23 protein-coding genes and 1 pseudogene are annotated in these 13887 nt (G+C 64.9%); 19 read left to right on the top strand and 5 right to left on the bottom strand.

From position 1 onward, the window contains the following. The 13 genes and pseudogenes from AB7P10_RS18090 to AB7P10_RS18030 form a co-directional block, all read left to right on the top strand. Positions 1-131 (top strand): annotated as a pseudogene (locus tag AB7P10_RS18090) (elongation factor Tu); the annotation flags it as partial. Between the two features lie 9 nt (positions 132-140). Continuing rightward, complete coding sequence (gene rpsJ / locus AB7P10_RS18085) at positions 141-455, top strand: 30S ribosomal protein S10 (protein ID WP_056266806.1); 315 nt, start codon at positions 141-143, stop codon at positions 453-455. A 200-nt stretch (positions 456-655) separates the two neighbouring features. After that, complete coding sequence (gene rplC / locus AB7P10_RS18080; RefSeq protein ID WP_428295238.1) at positions 656-1330, top strand: 50S ribosomal protein L3; 675 nt, start codon at positions 656-658, stop codon at positions 1328-1330. After that, a complete protein-coding gene (rplD, locus tag AB7P10_RS18075) occupies positions 1330-1950 on the top strand; it encodes a 50S ribosomal protein L4 (RefSeq protein ID WP_428295237.1) in 621 nt (206 codons plus the stop codon). The genes rplC and rplD overlap by 1 nt, the downstream gene beginning before the upstream one ends. Beyond that, entirely contained in the window at positions 1947-2261 is a 315-nt protein-coding gene (gene rplW, locus AB7P10_RS18070) for a 50S ribosomal protein L23 (RefSeq protein WP_056266794.1), read from the top strand. Before rplD ends, rplW begins: the two co-directional genes overlap by 4 nt. Positions 2262-2263: 2 nt before the next feature. Continuing rightward, on the top strand, positions 2264-3088 hold the full coding sequence (rplB, locus tag AB7P10_RS18065; RefSeq protein ID WP_137918323.1) for a 50S ribosomal protein L2: 825 nt from the start codon (positions 2264-2266) through the stop codon (positions 3086-3088). A 12-nt stretch (positions 3089-3100) separates the two neighbouring features. After that, entirely contained in the window at positions 3101-3376 is a 276-nt protein-coding gene (gene rpsS / locus AB7P10_RS18060) for a 30S ribosomal protein S19 (protein ID WP_297652715.1), read from the top strand. Positions 3377-3385: 9 nt separating this feature from the next. Then, positions 3386-3715: a 50S ribosomal protein L22 gene (gene rplV, locus AB7P10_RS18055; RefSeq protein ID WP_137918325.1), complete on the top strand. Its 330-nt coding sequence runs from the start codon at positions 3386-3388 to the stop codon at positions 3713-3715. 15 nt (positions 3716-3730) lie between these two features. After that, complete coding sequence (rpsC, locus tag AB7P10_RS18050; RefSeq protein ID WP_291124650.1) at positions 3731-4609, top strand: 30S ribosomal protein S3; 879 nt, start codon at positions 3731-3733, stop codon at positions 4607-4609. 2 nt (positions 4610-4611) lie between these two features. Beyond that, on the top strand, positions 4612-5028 hold the full coding sequence (rplP, locus tag AB7P10_RS18045) for a 50S ribosomal protein L16 (protein WP_066272355.1): 417 nt from the start codon (positions 4612-4614) through the stop codon (positions 5026-5028). A 16-nt stretch (positions 5029-5044) separates the two neighbouring features. Further along, the gene (rpmC, locus tag AB7P10_RS18040; protein WP_297652726.1) at positions 5045-5251 is read left to right on the top strand and encodes a 50S ribosomal protein L29; all 207 of its coding nucleotides are present in this window, start codon (positions 5045-5047) and stop codon (positions 5249-5251) included. Between the two features lie 9 nt (positions 5252-5260). Beyond that, positions 5261-5530 (top strand): 30S ribosomal protein S17, encoded by a 270-nt coding sequence (gene rpsQ, locus AB7P10_RS18035; RefSeq protein WP_428295236.1) that lies wholly within the window; start codon positions 5261-5263, stop codon positions 5528-5530. 130 nt (positions 5531-5660) lie between these two features. Further along, the gene (locus tag AB7P10_RS18030; RefSeq protein WP_428295235.1) at positions 5661-6173 is read left to right on the top strand and encodes a peroxiredoxin; all 513 of its coding nucleotides are present in this window, start codon (positions 5661-5663) and stop codon (positions 6171-6173) included. 83 nt (positions 6174-6256) lie between these two features. Here AB7P10_RS18030 and AB7P10_RS18025 read toward each other — a convergent pair whose 3' ends face one another. Both AB7P10_RS18025 and AB7P10_RS18020 read right to left on the bottom strand, forming a co-directional pair. Beyond that, positions 6257-6754: a GNAT family N-acetyltransferase gene (locus AB7P10_RS18025; RefSeq protein WP_428295234.1), complete on the bottom strand. Its 498-nt coding sequence runs from the start codon at positions 6752-6754 to the stop codon at positions 6257-6259. Positions 6755-6825: 71 nt separating this feature from the next. Then, complete coding sequence (locus tag AB7P10_RS18020; protein WP_428295233.1) at positions 6826-7494, bottom strand: cytochrome b/b6 domain-containing protein; 669 nt, start codon at positions 7492-7494, stop codon at positions 6826-6828. A 250-nt stretch (positions 7495-7744) separates the two neighbouring features. Here AB7P10_RS18020 and AB7P10_RS18015 point away from each other — a divergent pair, with 250 nt between their 5' ends. After that, positions 7745-8107, top strand: a complete 363-nt coding sequence (locus AB7P10_RS18015; protein ID WP_428295232.1) for a c-type cytochrome — start codon at positions 7745-7747, stop codon at positions 8105-8107. Between the two features lie 102 nt (positions 8108-8209). Here AB7P10_RS18015 and AB7P10_RS18010 read toward each other — a convergent pair whose 3' ends face one another. Then, on the bottom strand, positions 8210-8734 hold the full coding sequence (locus tag AB7P10_RS18010) for a TlpA family protein disulfide reductase (protein WP_428295231.1): 525 nt from the start codon (positions 8732-8734) through the stop codon (positions 8210-8212). 73 nt (positions 8735-8807) lie between these two features. On the opposite strand from AB7P10_RS18010, the gene AB7P10_RS18005 reads away from it, so the two are divergent. After that, positions 8808-9512 carry a DUF4197 domain-containing protein gene (locus tag AB7P10_RS18005; RefSeq protein ID WP_428295230.1) on the top strand — a complete coding sequence of 235 codons (705 nt, stop codon included), beginning with the start codon at positions 8808-8810 and terminating at the stop codon, positions 9510-9512. 23 nt (positions 9513-9535) lie between these two features. On the opposite strand, the gene AB7P10_RS18000 is transcribed toward AB7P10_RS18005, so the two are convergent. Together AB7P10_RS18000 and AB7P10_RS17995 are read right to left on the bottom strand one after the other, a co-directional pair. Beyond that, the gene (locus AB7P10_RS18000) at positions 9536-9952 is read right to left on the bottom strand and encodes a hypothetical protein (RefSeq protein ID WP_428295229.1); all 417 of its coding nucleotides are present in this window, start codon (positions 9950-9952) and stop codon (positions 9536-9538) included. A 22-nt stretch (positions 9953-9974) separates the two neighbouring features. Continuing rightward, positions 9975-11240, bottom strand: a complete 1266-nt coding sequence (locus AB7P10_RS17995) for a CaiB/BaiF CoA transferase family protein (RefSeq protein ID WP_428295228.1) — start codon at positions 11238-11240, stop codon at positions 9975-9977. A gap of 67 nt (positions 11241-11307) precedes the next feature. Between AB7P10_RS17995 and AB7P10_RS17990 the strand changes: the two genes are divergently transcribed. From AB7P10_RS17990 to AB7P10_RS17975, 4 genes are read left to right on the top strand one after another with little or no spacing between them, the layout of a single operon-like run. Further along, a complete protein-coding gene (locus tag AB7P10_RS17990) occupies positions 11308-11874 on the top strand; it encodes a hypothetical protein (protein ID WP_428295227.1) in 567 nt (188 codons plus the stop codon). Then, entirely contained in the window at positions 11871-13193 is a 1323-nt protein-coding gene (locus tag AB7P10_RS17985) for an MFS transporter (RefSeq protein ID WP_428295226.1), read from the top strand. The genes AB7P10_RS17990 and AB7P10_RS17985 overlap by 4 nt, the downstream gene beginning before the upstream one ends. A 9-nt stretch (positions 13194-13202) precedes the next feature. Next, the gene (locus AB7P10_RS17980; protein ID WP_428295225.1) at positions 13203-13649 is read left to right on the top strand and encodes a PTS sugar transporter subunit IIA; all 447 of its coding nucleotides are present in this window, start codon (positions 13203-13205) and stop codon (positions 13647-13649) included. Then, a complete protein-coding gene (locus AB7P10_RS17975) occupies positions 13618-13887 on the top strand; it encodes an HPr family phosphocarrier protein (RefSeq protein WP_297652759.1) in 270 nt (89 codons plus the stop codon). The genes AB7P10_RS17980 and AB7P10_RS17975 overlap by 32 nt, the downstream gene beginning before the upstream one ends.

Below are 13887 nucleotides of genomic sequence, written 5' to 3'. Positions count from 1 at the left end.
TGCCGGGTGACAACGTGTCGATCACGGTCAAGCTGATCGCGCCGATCGCCATGGAAGAAGGCCTGCGCTTTGCCATCCGCGAAGGCGGCCGCACCGTCGGCGCCGGCGTGGTTGCCAAGATCATCGAATAAGGATCGGCCATGTCCACCAAGCAGAAAATCCGCATCCGCCTCAAGGCGTTCGACTACAAGCTGATCGACAGCTCGGCCGCCGAAATCGTCGACACTGCCAAGCGCACGGGCGCGATCGTCAAGGGCCCCGTGCCGCTGCCGACCCGCATGAAGCGCTTTGACATCCTGCGTTCGCCGCACGTCAACAAGACCAGCCGCGATCAGCTCGAAATCCGCACCCACCAGCGCCTGATGGACATCGTGGATCCGACCGACAAGACGGTCGACGCCCTGATGAAGCTCGACCTGCCCGCTGGCGTGGACGTCGAGATCAAGCTGCAGTAAGGCAGTCACAGCGAGCGCGTGGGCGGACGAGCTCATTGCGCTTGCATGAAGGGAGCCCGCCGGTTATACTGGCGGGCTTTCCAGCTTCTGGCTGGAGATTTCGTGGTGCCGGCGATCCATGTGATACGACCGGCCCTTGACGCGGAACCTGGTTCCGCAAAATCAGCCCCGGCCAATTGAAGTCGGGAACGGAGAAAACAATGAGTCTTAGCAACTCCCTCGGGTTGTTGGGTCGCAAGGTGGGCATGATGCGTCTGTTCACCGATGACGGGGACGCAGTGCCTGTCACGGTGGTCGATGTGTCGAACAACCGTGTGACGCAGGTCAAAACCCTGGCCCATGACGGCTACGATGCACTGCAGGTCACCTTTGGTGCGCGCCGTGCTTCCCGCGTGACCAAGCCCGAAGCGGGCCACCTGGCCAAGGCCGGTGTCGAAGCGGGTGAAATCATCCAGGAATTCCGCGTCGCCTCCGACGTGGCTGCCCAGTACCAGCCTGGTGCCGTGGTGGCCCCCAATGCGATCTTCGCGGCGGGTCAGAAGGTGGACGTGCAGGGCACCTCGATCGGCAAGGGCTTTGCCGGCACGATCAAGCGCCACAACTTCAGCTCGCAACGCGCATCGCACGGCAACAGCCGCTCGCACAACGTGCCGGGCTCCATCTCCATGGCCCAGGATCCGGGCCGCGTGTTTCCGGGCAAGAAGATGACCGGGCACCTGGGCGATGTGACCAAGACCATCCAGAACCTCGACATCGTGCGCGTGGACGAGACCCGTCAACTGCTCATGATCCGTGGCGCCGTGCCCGGCTCGAACGGCGGTTTCGTGACCGTGCGTCCCGCCATCAAGGCCAAATCCGGCAAGGGAGCAAACTGATGCAAGTTGAACTCCTGAACGACCAGGGTCAGGCCTCGTCCAACGTGGACGTGCCCGAGACCGTGTTTGGTCGCGACTACAACGAAGCACTGATCCACCAACTGGTGGTGGCTTATCAGGCGAACGCCCGTCAGGGTACGCGTGCGCAAAAAGACCGTCAGATGGTCAAGCACTCGACCAAGAAGCCGTTCAAGCAAAAGGGCACGGGCCGCGCTCGCGCCGGTATGACCTCCTCGCCGCTGTGGCGCGGAGGCGGTCGGATCTTCCCGAACAGCCCTGACGAGAACTTCACCCAGAAGCTCAACAAGAAGATGTACCGCGCCGGCATGGCCTCCATCTTCTCGCAGCTGGTGCGTGAAGGCCGCCTGGCCGTGGTCGACTCCATGAAGGTGGACTCGCCCAAAACCAAGCAACTGGCCGACAAGTTCAAGGCGATGAAGCTGCAGTCGGTGCTGGTGATCGCAGAGGAAGTCGACGAGAACCTGTACCTGGCTTCGCGCAACCTGCCCAACGTGCTGGTGGTGGAGCCGCGCTACGCCGATCCGCTGTCGCTGGTGCACTACAAGAAGGTCATCGTCACCAAGGCGGCGATTGATCAGCTCAAGGAGATGTTCGCATGAGCGTCACGAAATACGACGAAGGCCGCCTGATGCAGGTCCTCGTGGCACCGATCGTGTCCGAGAAAGCCACTCAGGTCGCCGAGCAGACCAACGCCGTGATGTTCAAGGTGTTGCGCGATGCGTCCAAGCCCGAGATCAAGGCCGCCGTTGAACTGATGTTCAAGGTCCAGGTCAAGGGCGTGTCCGTGCTTAACCAGAAGGGCAAGGCCAAGCGCTTTGGCAAGACCGTGGGTCGCCGTGATCACGTGCGCAAGGCCTATGTGACCCTCATGCCGGGTCAAGAGCTGAACTTCGGTGGGGAGGGCGTTTAATCATGGCAGTCATCAAGATGAAACCCACCTCGCCAGGCCGCCGCGGCATGGTGAAGGTGACGCGTGACCAACTGCACAAGGGTGCGGGTTTTGCACCGCTGCTGGAGCCCCAGTTCCAGAAGGCCGGCCGCAACAACAACGGTCACATCACTACCCGCCACAAGGGCGGTGGTCACAAGCACCACTACCGCGTGGTCGATTTTCGTCGCGACAAGGACGGTATCCCCGCCAAGGTCGAGCGTATCGAGTACGACCCGAACCGCACGGCTCACATCGCACTGATGTGCTATGCCGACGGCGAGCGCCGCTACATCATCGCTCCCCGTGGTGTTGAAGTGGGTGCGACCCTGCTGTCCGGCTCGGAGTCGCCGATTCGCGTGGGCAATACCCTGCCGATCCGCAACATCCCTGTTGGTTCGACGATCCACTGCATCGAGCTGCAGGTTGGCAAAGGCGCGCAGATCGCGCGTTCGGCCGGTGCTTCCGCCGTGCTGCTGGCACGCGAAGGCATCTACGCCCAGGTGCGCATGCGCTCGGGTGAAGTCCGCAAGGTCCACGTGGACTGCCGCGCCACCATCGGCGAGGTGTCCAACCAGGAACACAGCCTGCGCCAGCTGGGCAAGGCTGGTGTCAAGCGCCACATGGGCATTCGTCCGACCGTTCGCGGCACCGCGATGAACCCGATCGACCACCCGCACGGTGGTGGCGAGGGCAAGACTGGCGAAGGCCGCGCTCCGGTGGATCCGTGGGGCAACCTGACCAAGGGCTACCGCACCCGCAACAACCGCCGCACGCAGTCGATGATCGTCTCGCGTCGCAAGAAGTAAAGGGTTGACAACATGACTCGCTCACTCAAAAAAGGTCCGTTTGTCGACCACCACCTGCTGGCCAAGGTTGAAAAAGCCCAGGCCAACAAGGACAAGAAGCCCGTCAAGACCTGGTCGCGTCGCTCGATGATCCTGCCCGATTTCATCGGCCTGACCATCGCCGTGCACAACGGCAAGCAGCACGTGCCTGTGTACATCACCGATCAGATGGTGGGTCACAAGCTCGGCGAATTCTCGCTGACGCGCACGTTCAAAGGCCACCCGGCCGACAAAAAAGCGAAGAAGTAAGGATCAACCATGGAAACCCGTTCAATCGTTCGAGGCGTTCGCCTCTCGGTCGACAAAGGCCGACTGGTTGCCGACCTGATTCGCGGCAAGAAGGTCGACCAGGCCCTCAACATCCTGGCGTTCACGCAGAAGAAGGCCGCCGGTATCGTCAAGAAAGCCCTGGAGTCGGCCATTGCCAACGCCGAGCACAACGATGGCGCCGACATCGACGAGCTGAAGGTCAAGACCATCTACGTCGAGCAAGGCACCACGCTCAAGCGTTTCTCGGCCCGCGCCAAAGGCCGCGGCAACCGCATCAGCAAACCCACGTGTCACATCTACGTGACGGTCGGCAACTGAAGAGGTCACAGGAATATGGGACAGAAAATCAACCCCACCGGGTTCCGCCTCGCCGTTTCGCGCAACTGGGCCAGCCGCTGGTATGCGAGCAACCGTGACTTCGCCGGCATGCTGGCTGAAGACATCAAGGTGCGCGAGTACCTCAAGGGCAAGCTCAAGAACGCCGCCGTTTCGCGCGTTGTGATCGAGCGCCCCGCCAAGAACGCCCGCATCACGATTTACTCGGCGCGTCCGGGCGTGGTGATCGGCAAGAAGGGCGAGGACATCGAGAAGCTGAAGAAGGAACTGGCCGCCAAGCTCGGCGTGCCGGTCGCGGTCAACATCGAGGAAGTGCGCAAGCCCGAAATCGATGCCAAGCTGATCGCCGACAGCATCACGCAGCAGCTCGAGAAGCGCATCATGTTCCGCCGCGCCATGAAGCGCGCCATGCAGAACGCCATGCGCCTGGGTGCCCAGGGCATCAAGATCATGTCGTCGGGCCGTCTCAACGGTATCGAGATCGCGCGTTGCGAGTGGTACCGTGAAGGCCGCGTGCCGCTTCACACCCTGCGCGCCGACATCGACTACGGCACGTCCGAAGCCAAGACCACCTACGGCATCATCGGTGTCAAGGTCTGGGTCTACAAGGGCGACACCCTGGGCCGCAATGACGCGCCCGTGGCCGCCGAGCCGCGTGTGGAAGAAGAGCGTCGCCCGCGCGGTCCGCGCCGTGAGCGTCCGGCAGGTCCTCCTGCCCGCGCCGCAGTGCGTCGCCCTGGCGCCAATGCCGCACCGGCCGATGGCAGCGACAAGCCTGCCGAAGCCACTGCTGGCACCGAAACCAAACCCGCCGTTAAGCGCGTTCGCAAAGACGCCGCGCCCGCATCTGCAGCTGCGGACGGCAAAGGAGAATAAACATGTTGCAACCTGCTCGCCGCAAGTTCCGTAAAGAACAAAAAGGCCGCAATACCGGCGTCGCCACCAGCGGTGCCACCGTCGCGTTCGGCGACTTCGGCCTGAAGTCCACCGACCGTGGTCGTCTGACCGCGCGCCAGATCGAGGCCGCGCGCCGTGCGATCTCCCGCCACGTCAAGCGTGGTGGCCGCATCTGGATCCGCGTGTTTCCGGACAAGCCGATTTCCAACAAGCCTGCCGAGGTCCGCATGGGCAACGGCAAGGGCTCGGTGGAGTACTACGTGGCTGAAATCCAGCCCGGCAAGGTGCTCTACGAGATCGTGGGCGTGCCTGAGCAGTTGGCTCGCGAGGCATTCACGCTGGCTGCCGCCAAGCTGCCGCTGCGGACCACGTTCGTAACGCGCATGCTGGGTCAGTGATTCAGGAGAACACAAGATGAAAACTGCTGAACTGCGCCAAAAGGATGTGGCCGGCCTCGAAGCCGAAGTGAAGTCTCTGCAAAAGGCCCATTTCGGTCTGCGCATGCAGAAAGCCACGCAACAACTGAACAACAACGCCGTGCTGGGTGATACCCGCCGTGCGATCGCTCGTGCCAAGACCATTCTGGCCGAGAAGCAGCGTGCAGCCGCCGCTGCCAAATAAGGAGTGACCATGACGGAAGCTAAAACATCCCTCAAGCGCACCTTGGTTGGCAAGGTGGTCAGCGACAAGCGCGCCAAGACTGTGACGGTGCTGGTCGAGCGCCGCGTCAAGCACGAGCTCTACGACAAGATCGTGGCCAAGTCCAGCAAGTACCACGCCCACGACGAAAAGGGCGAGTACAAGATGGGCGACCTGATCGAAATCACGGAGAGCCGTCCGCTGTCGAAGACCAAGAACTGGGTTGCGACGCGCCTGGTGCAAAAAGCCGCTCTGGTTTGATCGGCTTTGCGCTGCAAGCAGCGCAGGATTGAAAAGCGACCGACAATTCGGTCGCTTTTTCTTTTTTCGGGCCCGGTTCCCAAGGGCATTGCATCCATGGCCTCAGGGCCGATACAACAAGGAGCACAGCATGATTCAAGTGGGTGAGAAGATTCCGGCGGCCACGCTGATGGAGTACAGCGAAGTCGAGGGCAATGGCTGCAGCATCGGTCCCAACCCGGTGGACGTGCAGAAGGCGTCGGCCGGCAAGACGATCGCCGTGTTTGCGCTGCCTGGCGCGTTCACGCCGACTTGCTCGGCCAAGCATGTCCCGGGCTTCGTGCAGCATGCGTCGGATTTCAAGGCGGCGGGTGTGGACGAGATCTGGTGCCTGAGCGTGAACGATGCGTTCGTGATGGGCGCGTGGGCGCGCGACCAGAAGACGGGCGACAAGGTGCGCATGCTGGCCGACGGCAGCGCCGACTTCGCCAAGGCCACCGGGCTGACGCTGGACCTGACGGGTCGTGGCATGGGCTTGCGCAGCAACCGCTATTCCATGCTGATCAAGGACGGCGTGGTCAAGTCGCTGAACATCGAAGGCCCCGGCAAGTTCGAGGTGAGCGACGCAGCCACCCTGCTGGCCCAGGTCAAGTCAGGCGTCTGAAGAAGTTGCGCCCCTGAAAGAAAGCCGCCCGTGGCATCACGGCGCGGCTTTTTCTTGGGTGGGCATGAGGCAGATGCATGACCTCAGAGATCCACCTTGAGGTAGTGCGCTCCAGGAATGGGGTTGTGGTAGTAGGGTGCCACCTCGACGAACCCCACCTCTTGGTACAAGGCGCGCGCGGTCTCCATGTCGCTCAATGTGTCCAGCAGCATGGTGGTGTAGCCGGCGAGCTGCCCATGCGACAGGATGCGTTCCACCAGCAGACGTCCCAGTCCGAAGCCGCGAAACGCGGGACGCACGAAGAGGCGCTTCATCTCGCAGGCGTTCAAGTGGTCGGTATCGGGCAAGGGCCGCAGTGCGCAGCAGCCGGCGGGCTGGCCGTCCACCAGGGCGAGCAACAGGGCGCCGGCGGGCGCCGCATAGGCACCCGGCAGTTCGGCGAGCTCGGTCTCGAACCCCTGGAAGCACAGATCGATGCCCAGCCCGGCCTGGTAGTCCAGAAACAGCTCGCGAATGGTCTGCAGGTCGTCGGGAAACTGGGCGGATCTCAGGGAGATCTCGGCGGTTCCGGGGGCGTTCATGTTGGCGGAGAGGCGGGCACGGAACCCTGGCAATGGCGTGGCAGCCACTATACGACAGCCTTGAGGCGATCTCAGAAGGCGTTGCCCAGTGAGACAAGCCAGGCAACTCCTGCCCCGCACACGATCAGCACCACAAGCGCCAACAGCCGGCTGCTTACGGTGTCGCGCGCGCTGGGCAGGTCGTGAGCGAGCAGCTTGTCGCCCACGACCATAGGGCGCACCAGGCTTTGCTGTTTCACCAGCTTGTAGAAAAGGATCGCGCCCAGGTGAAGCGCCACGAGCGCCAGCACGATGAACTTGCCCACGTTCTTGTGATAGCTGGTGGCCAGGGACACGGTGTCACCTGAAACGAAGCGCACCAGGGGGCCGAAGAAGGCGATCTCGTCGTCGCTCATCAAACCCGTGCCCACCTGGGCGCACAGGATCAGCAACAGCGCAAACACCGACAGCGAGCCCAGCGGACTGTGCCCCACGTCGTGTTCGGGTCGGCCGCGGCCTCGCAGATGCGCGAGCAATGCCGATGGCCCGTAGAGGAAGCTGGAAAAGCGCGACCAGTGTCCGCCTATGAACCCCCACACCAGCCGGAACAGCAGCAGGGTCAGAACGGCGTAACCCAGACGCAGATGCCAGTTCATCCAATTGCCACCTAGGCTGCCAGTGACCACCAAACCTACGACGCAGAGGGCCAGCAGCCAGTGGAACAGACGGGTGGGCAGGTCCCAGACGCGGATGGTGTACATGGTGCGTGGCAGCAAAGGTGAATGGTGGGGCAACGCCGTATGGAGAAGATACCCGGGAAAACAGTTCCTGCGGAACTTTGGTTTGACCCCCGCACTCCTCTGCGGGTGGCCGCAGAGCCACATCGCCTCTCCCACACATTTGATTTGTTCAGGAGTTTTCATGAAAACAGTCGCCCCGCTTGCATTGGCCGTTGCTTTCGCCTCCCTGTCAGCGCCCGCCCTGGCGCAGTTCCAGAAGCCGTAGGACGCGGTGAAATACCGCAAGGCCGCTCTGACCGTCATGGCCAACCACTTCGGGCGCATCGGTGCCATGGCGAATGGCCGGATCCCGTTCGATGCCAAGGTGGCCGCCGACAGTGCCGCCCTGGTGGAGACCATGAGCAAGCTGCCGTGGGAAGGTTTTGTGGCCGGAACGGACAAGGGCGATACCCGTGCGCTGCCCGTGATCTGGACGGAACAGGCCAAGTTCAAGGACGCTTCGGAACGCCTGCAGGGCGAGACCGCGAAGTTGAATGCCGCAGCCAAGACCGGCAACCTCGATGCCATCAAGACCGCCTTCGGCGCGGTGGGGCAGAGCTGCAAGGCGTGCCACGACAACTTCCGCAAGGAGTGAATGCGTCAGGGCGCATGCGATGTACGCGCCCACCTGCAGCAACAGAAAAGCCGGGGTCGTCGCCCCGGCTTTTCTGTTCTTGAGGCCCGCGCTGGCGCAGGTTCAGGCCTGTGCCAGCAGTTCCTCGATCTGTTTGTGCAGCGCCGCAAAATCCGGCTCGCCCACAAAACGTTTGACGATGTGGCCCTGCTTGTCCACCAGGTAGGTGGTGGGTGTGAGCTTGACCTCGCCCCACTGCCGGGCGATCTCGCCGGTGTTGTCCAACGCCACCTTGAACGGCAGTTGGCGTGTCTGCGCGAAATTGAGCACCCAGGACGGTGGGTCGTATTCCATGGCAACGGCCACGGTCTCGAAGCCTTTGTCCTGGTACTTCTGGTAGGTGGCGACGATGGAGGGCATTTCCTTCACACACGTCACGCAGGTGGTGGCCCAGAAGTTCACCAAGGTCACCTTGCCCTTGAGGTCGGCGGTGGTGGCCTTGCTGCCGTCGAGCAGCACAAAGGTGGAATCGGGTGCCCTGTCGCGGCCGGCGCAGGCGCCCAGGCCAAGTGCACTGACAGCACCGAGCGCGGCGGCGGCCTTGAGGCTGCGGCGGCGGCGCAGGCCGTCGGGGCTGAGATCGGTCATTGTCTTTTCACTTCCCGGGGGCTACATTGCCCCACGTCTTTCATTGAACTGCTTGCCACCCGGAGGAACCGCCATGCAGCGCCGCCAGTTTACCCAGTCCACCCCCGCGATGCTGGGCTTGCTCATCCTCGCCGTCCACAGGCAGGCCAGGGCGATCTCGCTGGGGGACCTCACCGAAGGCGATGCCAGCCAGGGCATCAAGGTGGCGCTTGAAAAGGGCGCCATGGCGGCGGTGGCTCTTCTCGGCAAGACTGATGGATTCCTGGGCAATCCAAAAGTTCGGATTCCTTTGCCCGGGTATCTTGAGGACGCATCCCGGTTGCTCAAGCTGACCGGACAGGGCAAGCGGGTGGACGAGCTGGTGACCAGCATGAACCGTGCGGCCGAGGCGGCTGTGCCGGTCGGGCGCGATGTGCTGCTGGGGGCGGTGAAGTCGATGAGCGTGACCGACGCCAAGAACATCCTGGGGGGTGGCGATAACTCGGTGACGCAGTTCTTCGCGGAGAAAACGCGCACGCCACTGGGCGAGAAATTCCTGCCCATCGTGACCCAGGCCACCGAAAAAGTGGGCCTGGCAAAGCAGTACAACCGGGTCGCGGGCAAAGCCGCTGGCTTTGGACTGGTGAAGTCGGAGGACGCCAACATCCAGCGTTATGTCACCGGCAAGTCGCTGGACGGGCTCTACACCATCATCGGCGAGGAGGAGCGCAAGATCCGCCAGGACCCGGTGGGCACCGGCAGCGCGATCCTCAAGAAAGTGTTTGGCGCGCTGAAGTGACCTGCGCGGCGGAAGCCGCCGGTCTACCTGAGCTTCTGACGTGCCTCGGCGAGGCGAGCTTCAAGGTACTCGCCATAGAAATCGGGCACTGCGACGCCCACCAGGCGCTCGGCGAGTTCTCGGCCATCCGGGCCAAAGAACAGCACGGTCGGCGTGAACAGGGCGTTCCAGGCACGCGCCTGCCCGGCCGGCGTGGTCAGTTGCCCATCGAATCCCTGCAGGCTGCTGCGTCGGTCGCGCACGTCGAGTTGCACAGCGTGCACCGTGCCCTCGCGCCGCATCGGCAGCAGGTAGTGGCCACGCACGATGGCGCAGTACGGACAGCCTTCCAGTGTGGTCATGACCACCAGCGGTTCGCCACGCGCGGCGGCGGCCAGGCCCGCGCCACGCAGCGACGCTGGGGTCGGCAGGGCTTGTTCGGGCGGGCGGGTTTCGTTCATGGGGCAAGTCCGCAGAGCGGGCTCAGACAGCGCCGCCGCGGCGCAGTTCTTCCACGCGGTCAGGTGGCATCGCCAGCCAGTCGCCTAGCACTTCGGCGGTGTGCTGGCCCAGCAGGGGCGGAGGCAGGTCGTTGCGAACCGGGGTGGCGCCCAGCTTCATCGGGCTGGCCACCAGGTCCACGGCATCCGCCAGCGGATGCGCCCAGGTGTGCACCATCTCGCGTGAGCGCACATGCGCGTCGGCAAACACCTCGGCCAGGTTGTTGATCGGGCCGCAGGGTACCCGGGCGGCTTCCAGCGCGGACAGCCAGTCGGCCTTGCCCCGCGTCTTGAGGACATCGGCCAGCAGAGGCACGAGCACGTCGCGGTGGCGCACGCGGTTCTGGTTCAGGGCGAAGCGCGGGTCGGTGGCCAGTTCCGGGCACCCTGCGACGGCGCAGAACTTGGCGAACTGGCCGTCGTTGCCCACCGCCAGGATGATGTGCTGGGCCTGCCCCTGCGCGTCGGGCGCGACCTCGAACACCTGGTACGGCACGATGTTGGCGTGCGCGTTGCCGGCGCGGCCCGGCACCTTGCCTTCCTCGCGGCCGCGCACCAGGTAGTTGGCACCCAGGTTGGCGAGCATCGCCACCTGCGTGTCCAGCAGCGCCATGTCGATGTGCTGGCCTTCGCCGGTGCGTTCGGCGTGGCGCAGAGCGGCCTGGATGGCCACCGTGGCGTACAGGCCGGTGAACAGATCGGAGACCGCCACGCCGACCTTCTGCGGGCCACCGCCCGCAAGGTCGTCGCGCTCGCCGGTCACGCTCATGAGGCCGCCCATGGCCTGGATCGCGAAGTCGTAACCCGCGCGCTCCCGGTAGGGGCCGGTCTGGCCGAAACCGGTGATGGAGCAGTACACCAGCCGGGGGTTGATCGCGCGCAGCGCGGGGTAGTCCAGCCCGTAGCGCGCCATGTCGCCGACCTTGTAGTTCTCCACGAACACATCCGCCCGGGCGGCCAGCTCGCGGATCAGCGCCTGGCCGGCGGGTGAGGCGATGTCGCAGGTGATGGAGCGCTTGTTGCGGTTCGTGCCGAGGTAGTAGGCGGCCTCGGCGGTGTCGGCTCCATCGCGCCCGCGCAGGAATGGCGGGCCCCAGCCGCGCGTGTCGTCACCGCCCGGATGACCATCGCCAGGGGGGCGTTCGACCTTCACCACGTCGGCGCCGAGATCGGCCAGGGTTTGCGTGCACCAAGGGCCGGCGAGCACGCGCGAGAGATCCAGTATGCGGATACCATCCAGAGCATTCATGTCGCCATTGTGCGCGAGGCCACCCCTGCTGCGGTGTCCCGGCCGTGGCCCGTCTCGCTGGAAATCCATGTCTGTTCCCGTCACCGGCTGCGCGCCGTGCCGCCGTCCGTGCCCGTGCCTGTTCGCGGTCGCCGCCTTGCTGGCCCTGGGAGCTTGCTCCCCCACCTTCAACTGGCGCGAGCTTCGCCCCGAAGGCACACCCTTGCAGGCTCTGATGCCGTGCAAACCCGAAACCGCGACGCGCCAGGTCTCGCTGGACGGTGCGGCGCCGGTAGAGCTGCACATGCACAGCTGCGACACCGGCGGACTGACCTTCGCGGTGGCCTGGGCGGACATGGGTGCTGCCGGGCGCGTGCCCGCCGCCGTGGACGGCTGGCGGCGCGCCACGCTGGGCGCGGTGCGCGTGGAGCCGGCCCGTGCCGATGATCCCGCCACGCGCTGGAATGCCACGGTGCGCGGTGCTCCCTCCGCCTCCGGGCTGAGCGCGCAGGGTCGCGACCACTCAGGCCAGCCGGTGCAGATGCGGGCGGTGCATTTTTCAAGCGGGACGCAGGTCTACCAGGCGGCGGTGTACGGCCCGGTGCTCGCACAGGAGGTGACATCGACCTTCTTCGACGGACTGAAGCTGCCATGACGCGGGCACAGCGACCAGGCCCAGTGCGCCACGACAGTGCCGCCACCAGCGCCGTTGCCGCCTCTGTCAGCGAGGTGCTCGCGTCTCGCGCGGCGATCCTGGTCTTTCTGGCGTTCGCGCTGGCCTATTTCCTCTCGGCGCTGCTGCGTGCCATCACGGCCACGCTGTCGCCCACGCTGAGCGTGGAACTGGCGCTCAGCGCGAGTGATCTCGGCCTGCTGGCTGGGGGGTATTTCTTCGGTTTTGCGCTGACACAGTTGCCGCTGGGCAGCTGGCTGGACCGCCATGGCCCGCGCCGGGTGATCCTGGCCTTTCTGAGCGTGGCCGTGCTGGGCTGCGTGGCCTTCGCGGTGGCCACCAGCTTCACCGCGCTGCTGGCCGCGCGCGTGCTCATCGGCATGGGCGTGAGCGCGTGCCTGATGGCGCCGCTCACAGGCTACCGCCGCTGGCTCTCACCCGGTGCGCAGATGCGCGCGAACTCGTGGATGCTGATGACCGGCTCCTTCGGCATGGTGGCCGCCACCCTGCCCGTGCAGTGGCTCATGCCCCTGACTGGCTGGCGCGGGTTGTTCTGGGCGCTGGCCGCGCTCGTCGTGCTGTCGATGGTGGGGATCGCCCTCACCGTGCCTCACTGGCGCCGCAGCGAGCCGGACGCCGCGCTGGTCGATGTGCCTGCTGCGCCCCCGGCGAGTGGCTACGGGATGATCTGGCGCCACCCCTATTTCCGACAGATGCTGCCTATCGGCTTCGTTAACTACGGCGGCATGGTGGCGGTGCAGACGCTGTGGGCCGGGCCCTGGATGGTGCAGGTGGCGGGCTACACACCTCAAGAGGCCGCGGGCGGACTGTTCGCCATCAACCTTTCGATGCTGTGCACCTTCTGGCTCTGGGGAGTGGTCAACCCGCACCTGGTGCGTCACGGGTGGCAACCCGAGCGCCTGATCGCCTGGGGCCTGCCGCTGAGCTTCGTCGTGCTGGGCGCCATCGTGCTGCTGGGCGGCGACGCGGGCTGGCCGCTGTGGGCGCTGTACTGCGTGAGCTGCACCTTTGTCTCGTTGTCGCAGCCGGCCGTGGCACTCGCCCTTCCTGCCGAGGCCGCCGGGCGCGCCCTCTCGGCCTACAACCTGGCCATCTTTGCCGGTGTGTTCGCCGTGCAATGGGGCATCGGGCTGCTGATCGACGCGCTGGGCGTGTTCGGCGGCAGCGAGGCCGACCGCTATCGCAGCGCCATTGCGATCTTCGGGGCCTGTGGCGTGCTGGCCTACGCAGTCTTCCTGCGCGCCCACCTGGGCCGCGCTGCAGAGCGGCTGCCGGGCTAAACTGCGGCCATGAACGGCATCCTCATCATGGCGCACGCACCGCTGGCTTCGGCCCTGCGACAGTGCGTGCTGCACGTCTTTCCCGACAGCGCCGACGCCGTCGCCGCCCTGGACGTGCAGCCCAATGTGCCGCCGGAAGAGTCGCTGGCACAGGCGCGTGCGCTGATGCGCCAGATGCACCGGCCGCAGACGCTGGTGGTGACGGACGTGTTCGGCGCCACGCCCTGCAACGTGGCGCAGAAGCTCATCGACGGCATCAACTCCAAACTCATCACGGGCGTGAATCTGCCCATGCTGTTGCGTACCGTGTCGTACCGGCATGAGTCCCTGGACGCACTGATTTCGCGCGCCATGATCGGTGCGACGCAAGGCGTGATCCAGGTGGCGGTGACCGCCCCACAAAACCAGGCCCGACGAGCCACCCATGATCAAGACCACCGTGACCATCAGCAATAAGCTCGGCCTGCACGCGCGCGCGTCGGCCAAACTCACCAAACTCGCTGGCAGCTTCGCCAGCGATGTCTGGATGTCGCGCGGCGAGCGGCGCGTCAACGCCAAAAGCATCATGGGCGTCATGATGCTGGCCGCCGGGCTGGGCAGCATGGTCGAGATCGAGACCGCCGGGCAGGACGAGCAGGTGGCGATGGACGCGCTGGTGGCGCTCATCAACGACAAGTTCGGCGAAGGCGAATGA

The organism is Hydrogenophaga sp. (assembly GCF_050182545.1).
Classification (GTDB): domain Bacteria; phylum Pseudomonadota; class Gammaproteobacteria; order Burkholderiales; family Burkholderiaceae_C; genus Hydrogenophaga.
Note: the sequence above shows the minus strand (reverse complement) of the source record. Positions and strands in the feature narration are given on the sequence as shown.

Bases quoted from the DNA above. Each gene is read 5' to 3' on its own strand.
- rpsJ (WP_056266806.1), top strand. From the start codon at position 141: ATGTCCACCAAGCAGAAAATCCGCATCCGCCTCAAGGCGTTCGACTAC.
- rplC (WP_428295238.1), top strand. From the start codon at position 656: ATGAGTCTTAGCAACTCCCTCGGGTTGTTGGGTCGCAAGGTGGGCATG.
- rplD (WP_428295237.1), top strand. From the start codon at position 1,330: ATGCAAGTTGAACTCCTGAACGACCAGGGTCAGGCCTCGTCCAACGTG.
- rplW (WP_056266794.1), top strand. From the start codon at position 1,947: ATGAGCGTCACGAAATACGACGAAGGCCGCCTGATGCAGGTCCTCGTG.
- rplB (WP_137918323.1), top strand. From the start codon at position 2,264: ATGGCAGTCATCAAGATGAAACCCACCTCGCCAGGCCGCCGCGGCATG.
- rpsS (WP_297652715.1), top strand. From the start codon at position 3,101: ATGACTCGCTCACTCAAAAAAGGTCCGTTTGTCGACCACCACCTGCTG.
- rplV (WP_137918325.1), top strand. From the start codon at position 3,386: ATGGAAACCCGTTCAATCGTTCGAGGCGTTCGCCTCTCGGTCGACAAA.
- rpsC (WP_291124650.1), top strand. From the start codon at position 3,731: ATGGGACAGAAAATCAACCCCACCGGGTTCCGCCTCGCCGTTTCGCGC.
- rplP (WP_066272355.1), top strand. From the start codon at position 4,612: ATGTTGCAACCTGCTCGCCGCAAGTTCCGTAAAGAACAAAAAGGCCGC.
- rpmC (WP_297652726.1), top strand. From the start codon at position 5,045: ATGAAAACTGCTGAACTGCGCCAAAAGGATGTGGCCGGCCTCGAAGCC.
- rpsQ (WP_428295236.1), top strand. From the start codon at position 5,261: ATGACGGAAGCTAAAACATCCCTCAAGCGCACCTTGGTTGGCAAGGTG.
- AB7P10_RS18030 (WP_428295235.1), top strand. From the start codon at position 5,661: ATGATTCAAGTGGGTGAGAAGATTCCGGCGGCCACGCTGATGGAGTAC.
- AB7P10_RS18025 (WP_428295234.1), bottom strand. From the start codon at position 6,754: ATGAACGCCCCCGGAACCGCCGAGATCTCCCTGAGATCCGCCCAGTTT.
- AB7P10_RS18020 (WP_428295233.1), bottom strand. From the start codon at position 7,494: ATGTACACCATCCGCGTCTGGGACCTGCCCACCCGTCTGTTCCACTGG.
- AB7P10_RS18010 (WP_428295231.1), bottom strand. From the start codon at position 8,734: ATGACCGATCTCAGCCCCGACGGCCTGCGCCGCCGCCGCAGCCTCAAG.
- AB7P10_RS18005 (WP_428295230.1), top strand. From the start codon at position 8,808: ATGCAGCGCCGCCAGTTTACCCAGTCCACCCCCGCGATGCTGGGCTTG.
- AB7P10_RS18000 (WP_428295229.1), bottom strand. From the start codon at position 9,952: ATGAACGAAACCCGCCCGCCCGAACAAGCCCTGCCGACCCCAGCGTCG.
- AB7P10_RS17995 (WP_428295228.1), bottom strand. From the start codon at position 11,240: ATGAATGCTCTGGATGGTATCCGCATACTGGATCTCTCGCGCGTGCTC.
- AB7P10_RS17990 (WP_428295227.1), top strand. From the start codon at position 11,308: ATGTCTGTTCCCGTCACCGGCTGCGCGCCGTGCCGCCGTCCGTGCCCG.
- AB7P10_RS17985 (WP_428295226.1), top strand. From the start codon at position 11,871: ATGACGCGGGCACAGCGACCAGGCCCAGTGCGCCACGACAGTGCCGCC.
- AB7P10_RS17980 (WP_428295225.1), top strand. From the start codon at position 13,203: ATGAACGGCATCCTCATCATGGCGCACGCACCGCTGGCTTCGGCCCTG.
- AB7P10_RS17975 (WP_297652759.1), top strand. From the start codon at position 13,618: ATGATCAAGACCACCGTGACCATCAGCAATAAGCTCGGCCTGCACGCG.